Source organism: Bradyrhizobium sp. P5_C11_2 (assembly GCF_054049755.1).
The window spans coordinates 1-8,589 of record NZ_JBFULT010000325.1; the positions used below are offsets into that span (position 1 = coordinate 1).

Genomic DNA, 8,589 nt, shown 5'->3' on the forward strand with positions numbered 1-8,589 from the left:
GTATGGAGGGATCTGTCGAGTGACAGGAAGTTCCTTCCCATTCATGGTTATTTTAAAAGAAGTTTTCATATTTGCAGTATCGCCGCCGAAATGAAAACCGAATAGATCGATATAATAGGTTTCCGGCTTGTTTTGAACAAAAACGCCACCGTATATACGCCTTATATACAGGGAGTTATCCGAAAATGGCGTGTTGAGAAGGTCCAATGCAATCAGGTCTTCCAGGCCGACTATTCGCTGCTGAAGCCGATCGATGCTTTCGTGCAAACGAATGGCCTGAACGAGGAATGGCTGCGCGATTTGATCCCTTATGTCTGCTAACTTAATATCCAAATCTCTGTTTAATTGTGTACGAATGCTCGCAGCAATGCCTGCGATAGAATTGGCAGCCTGAATTTCAAGGAGATTAGCTGAATCCGTTCCTCTTTTGAGTAACACGTTAGCATCGAGGTTAAGTTGCTCCAAAAAATCTCCGACTGTCTTGTCCGTCATTTGTTGGAGCTTGGCCTGCGCCTCGTCTATTGTCGCTCCTCCTATGAGACCTATAAGATCGTTTTGCCTCGCAATAGCATGACTTGAGTACAGCGGCACAATTAATCCCATTGCGGCGATAGCTGCAACACGTGTTAACCAAAAAAACATTGCGCCCTCTTATCAATTTAAGTGAATCAATCTTTATGACGAATACAGCCTTTCGCTGCTGATCTGTCTGTGTTGGCGGCCTGACCCAGGGCAGGACATCAACTCAGTTTCCGTTGATTCGCCCAACGCCAGAATAGCAAAACCTCTCTAATTGCCGATAGCCGCCGTTATAATTGGCAGCAGTCTACTTGGGACAGTCCGACGCCCAGCCCGGATCGCCGCCAAGTTGGCTGGATCGTAGCCAAAGCGAGCTGCCACGGCCGTCAGCCCGTTGCGGTCGATCTCGTTCATTAGCCAGGTGCTGACTCGATCGCGCTTCTCCCGCTCGTCCTTTAGCCCGTCCCAGAATGCCGGAAGCCTCTCAGTCGTGACTTCGCGCACCCGCTCTCCGAGCTTTAAGCGCTCCGTAAGCGAGCCTCGCAGCGTCTCGCGCGAGATACCGAGTGCGTCGGCTAAACGGCGCTCACCGACCGAAGCCTTGGCTTGCTTCAGTTCTTGCAGCAATCGCCAGTGGCCGTCTGGCGCGCTGCCGTAGACGACTTCCGCATCTGGATCAGGGCCGAGGTAGAATGCCTCTTCCCACCGATTCGCCTCTTTGCCGATGAACACGAACCCACAGGCCCGAACGCGCCGCCGAGCGGTCCGCCCCTGATCGAAAGGCCGGCCGTTCTCAAACTTCGCCTCGGGGCTGAGATGATAGCCGGCCAGCGCGTGCGCGTAGGTTTTGAGGCAGCTCACCTCGATCCGCTCGCCCGTGTCCCGGTCGAAGGCTGCGCGCGTGGAGGAGACGAGATCGCGATCAAACGGGGCCACGACCGCGCGATCATCCACGGCCGTGAACGCGYTCAAGAAGCCGAACGGTCTCACCTGACGATCGTAAGGCCTGTTCGCATTGGAGCCCTTGAACCAGTCGAGGATCTTCGGCGTGGTCGCCGCGTAGCGTGAGACCGCCGGCAGCTGCAGCTTCGGATGGTAGTCGAGCGAGATCTGGCGCACCGGATTGCGCAAAGCGGCACTCGCGATCGTCCACCACAGATCATGCTGCCAGCGCTCCACCCCGAGTTCCTTCCGGCTCACCTGCGGCGCAGGGACGGTCGGTGCCGGGTCCGAGTCGTCATAGGGCGCCCGGAGGTGACCGAGCCCGTGCGCCGATGCCTTGCGAAGCACCGGGGCGCCGGATGCGTTGACGTTGAACAGCACGTAGCGCTTGGCCGAAATGGCGAAGCAGAACAGCGCCTCTCGCCGGCCGGAGCCGTCGCGGGCGGCGTTGACCTTCTCCACTTGCAGGACCGATCCCGGAAAGCCGTACGGGTTTAGAGAGGCGAACCAGCCAACCACTTCGTCAACACGGGCGTAGAAGGTCGCCTCGTCCATCTCGGACGGCCGCGCGAGCGCCATGCTGTCCGTGTCGCAGAAGGCCCAATCCAAACCGGCATCCGTAGCCAAGCGTTCGGTGATCGCCAGCATCAGGCGCGCTGCCCCGGTGATGAGCGTGGCGAGTAGGGGATGAAAGTAGCGCCCTGGCCGCTCCCGCGTGCGCATGGCCTTCGTGAACGGCTTTTCCGCCCCGCCGTGAATTGCGACTGACTGCAGCTTGCGCGACGGCTCGTCGACGATGATCTCGGCGAAGATGCCGTAGCTCGTCGCGTTCGCCGCGATCTTCAGCGCGTTCTGGTTCGCGTCAAGACGGTCCCGGTCCGCACGCTCGGCCGCATCCCGCTCGGCCTTGATGCTCTGCCGGCGCCGAATCAGCTCCTCGTAGAAGTCGTGACTGACCGGGTGGATGCGGAGCCGCGCATCGCCATTGATCGCGACCGGCCTCAATCCGGATTGCGGCTCATCGGGGGTGAAGGTGATCGCGCGAATCACCTTCGGTGTGCGCCCGGTCAGGATTTTCGAGGCGAGACAGTCCGCCAGCGTGAACCAGAGCGGCGGGGCCTCAAGGTGATTCGCCCCGATCGTCGCGGACGGGCTGCCCGGATAAACCGCCCGAACCGGCAGAATGTCGTGACCATCGGGCTCGATCTGCACGAGAGTCGCGAGGCTCTTCCACACCTCGCGGTCGCGCAGCATGTCGAGGGTCGCCGCTTCGAGGAAGGCGCGCGTATCGGCCGTGCTGTCACGCCAGGACATGCCGCGGGCGATCACGAACCGCCACAGCCGCATCAGCGTGACGACGGTCGGGTACATCGAGAGGAAGTCGCACAGAACGACTTGGCTCACGGCGTGTCGTTGCCGCACCTCCGAGCGGCCGCCGTAGAAGGTCGACATGATGATGCCGATCAGTTCGGGCGGCACGTCCGACTGGACCTCGCGCCAGGGCCGCACGCCCATCTGGGCGAGGTAGGCCTTGCCAAGGCTCGCTTCGGAGAAGATGCGGTGCAGGGGCGTGTCGAGCCGGAGCGCCTCGTACCGCGCCTTGAGCGCGCAGTAGCACTCCCAAGTGACCTGCGTGTCCTGAACCGCGTAGGCGATGTAGTCCGCGGTCAGCGCGCCGCCGTGATCGTTCGTGCTGGCTTTGCCTTTAGGCAACCGAAGGTGGTCAGCGAGGCTCGCGAGCGAGAAGGATCGCGACAGCAGCGCATGGGCGAGCGTGGCCACATCGACGAAGAAGCCGCGCCGCACGGGGCTGCGTCGACCACGGTTGCGATCGGTCTTGCCGGTGCGCTGCTGGGCGGGAGCCGCGAAGCTCATCAGGCTGATACGCGAGGAGATGTGCCGCACGCGCAGCTGCGGCCAGTACCGGTTCGGGCTCAGCGTGAAGGTGAAGCCGCCGCGCATGGACCCGCGGGCGTGTCCATGGTCGATCGCGATGCGCGAGATGTCGAACGGCAGATTGAAGCCGACGATGGTCGCGCGGGAGCGGTAGGCTCGTCTGAACAACACCTCCTCAATGAACGACGTCTGCGTATGAAGCTTGAGCCCCTCCCGCTGCGCATATACCGCTAGGAGCTCGCATTCATCGGGCGTGAGCCCCTCCGGGCGATAGAACAGCCCAGCCTCGATCAATTGTTCATTGCGATGCCATTGGTAGGTTCCGAACCGGAGCGCCTGTGCATGGTCGGTGGTGGTCTCCGTATCGAAAACGAGGGTCCATTCGGATGGGCCGATGGACGTTGCTCGCGCGGGCTTCTGATCGGGCGCAATTGCATAAGCGCGCAAATGGATGGGTAGGCCGAGAGGACGTGCAGGCTCGGCTCCCGAATGAACGAACGTCATGAGCGGCCTCCCTCGCGATTGGCGTCCAGACCAGCGCATCGAATGAGCTCGCGTCCGAATTCCTCGAGGTGGACAATGACGACGCGAAGGAAGGCTGCGAGATTGAGCATGAAATGGCCCATTCGCTGGAATAAGGGATCGGCAGTGCTGATTGGCATTGGATGATCCTTTTGATCGTCGGTGATGATCCGGTGGCAATTGGCGCATAGCCACACGGTCTCAGCTCCGAATCTGCGGTTGAAGTAATGATGCTCTTCGAGAGTCCGCCAATCGGAATGGCCGCAGCCCGGACAGGCATTGTAATTGCCGCCAATTCGCTCCAACTTGCGCTGCCTGCGAACTTCGCGATCCAGATCATTGTCGTCCATAAGTGCAATTCCATTCAGCTCATTGAGACGAGTCGATAGATCTGCTCGAACGTGCCGCTGCCCATTAGGCTGAGCTCGTAGAGCGTGTTCGGATCGGTTTCGAAGGGGTGGCTCTTGCCGCTCAGGTCCGTGACGGACACGCCCACGAAGGGGGCGAGCAGCGATTCGTCTTGAGTGGTTAGGAATTTGGCGACGGCATTGCGGTATTGGCCGACCATTGACGCCGCGTCGAAGTCGACCTTGATGGTGCGCTCTCGACCACGTGAGATGATGCTGATCTCGCGCACAAGGCGCTTCACGCGCCGCCCTTCGCGTTGCGCAATGCGCTTCTCGTAGACCTCGCGACGCAGCCGCTCCGCCGAGATGCCCGCGTCTTTGGCGGCGGTGGTGATGCTTCCGCTCTTGAGGAACGCTTTTATCCCCCGGCGGAGATGAGCCGTGTCTCGGGCCGGCGCCTGCTTAATAGGTGTTTCGCCGGCTCTGGCGTGACCGCGCGCCTGTGAGCGGCTGAGCCCCTCGGCTGAGCCGCGCGCAATCCGGCGGCGGTACTCTGCTTGATAGTCACGCTTTTTGGCCATCCGTCGCTCCGTGCGTCCGGGATGCCTGTCCGGATCACGAAGCAGTTGAAGCAGATGGGGGGGTGTAGAGTCTAAAAACCTAAAAACCTAAATGCATTTTGGTCAGAACCTGGGACCAAAACGCCTAAAAAGGACACGCTGCACAACGGAGACGGAGAAACCGAGGCGCGTATTAAGGCCCAGATGCTCAGCTGAAATGCGTATTTGCTCAATTGCCTGCTTGCGCGGCATGCCATTCAAATCAAATCCCTCTTTGATGGCATGCTCAATTGCGCGTTCGATAGCCTCTTCCTTACTTGGCCGCCCTGAACGCATGCTCGAATCTGCCGGTGGCAGAAGCGATGATGGTACGGCAGGCTGTAAGCGAACGCGCACACGATGAAATTCAAGCCCATAATTCTTGAGGGTATTGCGCCCCCAGTCTATGCGCGGGCGTTCATCGAAAAAGCGGGGCGGAATGGGTTCGACTTCGCCGAGGCTTATTGCCGGCACACGTACGCCGCTAGCTTCTACAGCACCCATCCGAAGTTTCTCGACTAGGTCTGATTGCATCTGCCAATACGGCTCATGACGGTCGCGCTGCTCGGTGAGCAATTGCGATACATACGCTTGGAAATCGGACCAATTGGGTGCGCTTACCAGATCGGCGCCCAACGCAGGCCACGGTTTCCTCCTCAATGCCCTAAAGTGCCGCTGCAATCCCTTCGACGCAAACGCCACCGCCGCCTCGGCGAGCGGCATCCATTCTGAGCTCGATGAGAGCTCCGGTCGGAGGGCGGTGGATTTCTTCGACAATGGTGCAATTTCTCAAGGCAGACTGATTCGCCAAACGGCGAAGGTTGATATCGTACGCGGTGTTAGAGGGAGCTGCCATGCAAGGCCTCCCCGTGAGGGCCGAGCGTTGTCCTGGGAATCGCGCAGTTCCTATTGGCTGGCAAAGAGCCAGGTGTCGCACAATCCGGTGCGGAAAATGCGTGAGCGCTCGGCAGAAACCCTGGTGCTGTGCGGGCATGGCATCGCCCTGCGCGTCGAAGCTGGCACGCTACTTGTGAGGAACGGCTTCACGCATTACCCGCAGCAGCGCGAGGAGCACCGCCATTTCCGCGGTGACCTCGACCGGCCGTCCCGCATCATCGTGCTAGACGGCAGCGGGCATCTCACCTTCGACGTGCTCGACTGGCTGGCTGAGCAGGACGTGCCGCTGATCCGCGTTACGTGGACGGGTGATGTGGTCACAGTGGCTGGCGGCAGCGGTTACAGCGCCGATCGCGAGAAGGTGGCGTGGCAGCGTGCAACGCGCGATGACGAGCAGAAACGCATTGCCTTTGCTACGACGCTGATCCGCAAGAAGGTCGCGAACTGTGCACAGACGCTACAGGCAGTGATCCCCTCGTCAGACGCACGTGACACCGCGCTGGCCTCGTTGGCACGTGTCTTGGCCGCACTGGACGACGCAAGCCTGAAAAACGTGGCGGCGCTGCGGGGGGCTGAGGGTGTAGCAGCTGCCGCATACTTCGCCGCGTGGCATGGTGTGCCGCTGCAGTGGAAGACGTGCAAACGGCGTCCCTTACCTGAGGCGTGGCTGACGCTGGGTGGGCGCTCGTCGCAACGGCAGAGCAAGCTGGCCAAGAACCGGCACGCCACGCATCCGGTGAACGCCATGCTGAACTACGCCTACGCGGTGGCGGTCGGACAGACGAAGATCCGGGCGCTCGCGGACGGGTACGATCCCACCATCGGCATCATGCACCACGAGTACCGGGAGGGGCCCGCCTATGCGCTCGACCTCGTTGAGCCGGTGCGCCCGCTGGTCGATCGCGCGGTGCTCGGCTTCGCGATGGAGCATGAGCTGCACCCGGCAGATTTCGCGATTCAATCTGACGGCGCTTGTCGCCTCAATCCGCACATAGCAAAGCGACTTGTCGAGATAGCTGCTTCGACGTTGTAAGCGGAAACGCGCCATCATCGAACCTTGGCCCCTAGTCTGAAATCGGATCTTCGGGCTTGCACCCGTCCCGTTCATTCAGCGCCATCATGATATTTCGGAATTGGCCAGCCCTCTAATTTATCGCGACAATAAATATTTCCGCAGACTGTACCGTTTATAGCCAGGACGGCAGCATCAATGGGGCAACGAACGTTCCATGAAACTCTAACTATGGCATGACAGCCCAGGATCGACCGTGCGATAGGAACATGAACGTCAGAAATTAAATCTGCATAAGACGTTCGAAAGCTGTCGTAGCGGGATTAGCCAGTCGTCCAGGTACAGACAGCCGCCATAGGGTGCGCTCAACCCGCATGTTGCGAATCGGAACGGCGATCAATGTGCCTAACGCAAGCTGATCGCGAATGGTGGCTACTGATGTGATTGCTATCCCGACGCCACTTGCAACGAGTTGTTTGATGGCTTCGGTGCTTCCGACGTCAAGTCTGCGGATGGGGTTGATGTTGTTCGCCTTCAGAGCCTCAACGACCACTCCGCGGGATCCGGATCCCAGCTCTCTGAATATGAAAGTCTCGCCCTCAAGACGTATAGGATCAATTGGCTCTATCTCGCGCGCGAAGACGTGCTCAGGCGAGGTGATCAGCACCATTTCGTCAGCAATCCACGCCTCACTCACGATACAGGGCTCATCGATAGGCCCCTCGACCAGCGCGACATCAATTTTGTGTTGGAGCAACAATCGGGCGATTACACTCGTGTTTTCGCTAACGATACTAAGTTCGATAAATGGATATGCGCGATTAAAAGCTCCAAGGTACCCTGGTATCATGTAGGTCGCGATTGTCGTACTGGCACCAATTCGCAAAGTCCCACTTCCTAATCCACGCAGCGAACGTAACTCCTCCTCGGCGGCCCGTTCCATCGCGAACATTGTCTTGGCATGCCTGAAAAGTGCCTCGCCCTCACGTGTGAGCCGGACGCCGCGTGGCCCACGGTCGAGCAGCCGACATCCTACCTGTAGCTCGAAGTCGCGCACCCCTCTCGAGATAGCAGGTTGACTGACGTTCAGCTCATCGGCTGCCCGAGAGAAACTGCCCGTCTGCGCGACAGCAGAGAAAAAGCGCAGGAGGTGGAGATTGAGAGCCATAACGCAGTGCTATACACCCAAAAGAGAATTATATTTGCGCGAATCGGAGAAAATGGGGAAGGTTACGGCTGTTCAAAAAACGAAAAAAAAGAAAAATAATGCATGACCGCCGACTACCCAATCGGGTGCGGTGGGAGGGCTTGCAGGTTCAACAAAGCTGTTTGAACGCCGAAGGCACATGCCGTGGGCGTCTGTGGAGCAGCGACTAGGGAGAGAACGCCATGCGCCTTGCCACCGACCCTCCGATCGGGATGGGGATAGAACTGACCGCCTCCGACCGGGTCGCCGCGGCAGCCACAACCGACATCGCCGGCCGTCTCGAACGGCTGCCCATGTCGGGCTACCAGCGTAAGATCTTCGCGATCATCGCCTCCGCATGGCTCGTCGACCAAGTCGACGTCGCGCTGCTAACATTTCTGCTCGGTTCGATTGTCGTCGCCTTCGGGCTGACCCCTACCGAGGCCGGACAGCTCGCGGCGATGACGTTTGCCGGCCAGCTTATCGGTAACGTGATCGCTGGCACCGCGTCGGACAAGTTCGGGCGCAAGACCGTATTTCAGGTCACAATGCTGGTCTGGGGCTTCGCCAGCCTCGCCGCGGCTGCTGCTTGGAGCCTTACTGCCTTGATGGTCTGCCGCTTCCTGATCGGCGTCGGCGTCGGCGGAGAGGCGCCGGTGGCCCAAGCGA

Annotated in this window: 8 protein-coding genes; 2 read left to right on the forward strand and 6 right to left on the reverse strand. The window is 59.8% G+C overall.

The genetic code is table 11. The features are described from left to right. The 5 genes from ACXJL8_RS26030 to ACXJL8_RS26050 form a co-directional block, all read right to left on the reverse strand. Positions 1-642: hypothetical protein (locus tag ACXJL8_RS26030; protein ID WP_456685837.1), on the reverse strand; the 642-nt coding region annotated here is incomplete at its 3' end. A 147-nt stretch (positions 643-789) separates the two neighbouring features. Then, positions 790-3,861, reverse strand: a complete 3,072-nt coding sequence (locus ACXJL8_RS26035) for a hypothetical protein (RefSeq protein WP_456685838.1) — start codon at positions 3,859-3,861, stop codon at positions 790-792. Continuing rightward, positions 3,858-4,229 carry a hypothetical protein gene (locus tag ACXJL8_RS26040; protein WP_456685839.1) on the reverse strand — a complete coding sequence of 124 codons (372 nt, stop codon included), beginning with the start codon at positions 4,227-4,229 and terminating at the stop codon, positions 3,858-3,860. The genes ACXJL8_RS26035 and ACXJL8_RS26040 overlap by 4 nt, the downstream gene beginning before the upstream one ends. A gap of 14 nt (positions 4,230-4,243) precedes the next feature. Next, on the reverse strand, positions 4,244-4,807 hold the full coding sequence (locus tag ACXJL8_RS26045) for a hypothetical protein (RefSeq protein ID WP_456685840.1): 564 nt from the start codon (positions 4,805-4,807) through the stop codon (positions 4,244-4,246). Between the two features lie 102 nt (positions 4,808-4,909). Next, on the reverse strand, positions 4,910-5,548 hold the full coding sequence (locus ACXJL8_RS26050) for a hypothetical protein (protein ID WP_456685841.1): 639 nt from the start codon (positions 5,546-5,548) through the stop codon (positions 4,910-4,912). A 160-nt stretch (positions 5,549-5,708) separates the two neighbouring features. Between ACXJL8_RS26050 and cas1 the strand changes: the two genes are divergently transcribed. Continuing rightward, positions 5,709-6,755, forward strand: coding sequence for a CRISPR-associated endonuclease Cas1 (cas1, locus tag ACXJL8_RS26055; RefSeq protein WP_456685842.1), 1,047 nt, complete (start codon positions 5,709-5,711; stop codon positions 6,753-6,755). Between the two features lie 262 nt (positions 6,756-7,017). On the opposite strand, the gene ACXJL8_RS26060 is transcribed toward cas1, so the two are convergent. Next, positions 7,018-7,902, reverse strand: coding sequence for a LysR family transcriptional regulator (locus tag ACXJL8_RS26060; RefSeq protein WP_456685843.1), 885 nt, complete (start codon positions 7,900-7,902; stop codon positions 7,018-7,020). Between the two features lie 221 nt (positions 7,903-8,123). On the opposite strand from ACXJL8_RS26060, the gene ACXJL8_RS26065 reads away from it, so the two are divergent. Next, positions 8,124-8,589: MFS transporter (locus tag ACXJL8_RS26065; RefSeq protein WP_456685844.1), on the forward strand; the 466-nt coding region annotated here is incomplete at its 3' end.